Raw genomic sequence first — 233 nt, forward strand, 5'->3', positions numbered from 1 at the left:
GCTGCATCTACTGCTGCTTTAGCTTTGTCTTTTCCTACTGGGTTTACTGCGGCTACTGCATCTTTTCCTTCAGTTGCTTTTGCGTCTACTCCAGCTTGATCTTTCGCTTCATCGATCGCTTTCTTAGCTTCGTCTGCTGCTTTCTTAGCTTCTTCTTTCGCTGCTGCTTTTTCTGCATCTGAAAGTTTGTCGTTAGCGTCGATCGCTTTTTCTTTTTCTGCCAATGCTGCATC

1 protein-coding gene is annotated in these 233 nt (G+C 45.1%); it reads right to left on the bottom strand.

The genetic code is table 11. From position 1 onward, the window contains the following. The coding region (locus HMPREF2574_RS06000) for a DUF1542 domain-containing protein (protein ID WP_142350187.1) at positions 1 to 233 on the bottom strand (233 nt) is incomplete at both ends.

Source organism: Streptococcus sp. HMSC034E12 (genome assembly GCF_001835915.1).
In the GTDB taxonomy this organism is placed as follows: domain Bacteria; phylum Bacillota; class Bacilli; order Lactobacillales; family Streptococcaceae; genus Streptococcus; species Streptococcus vaginalis.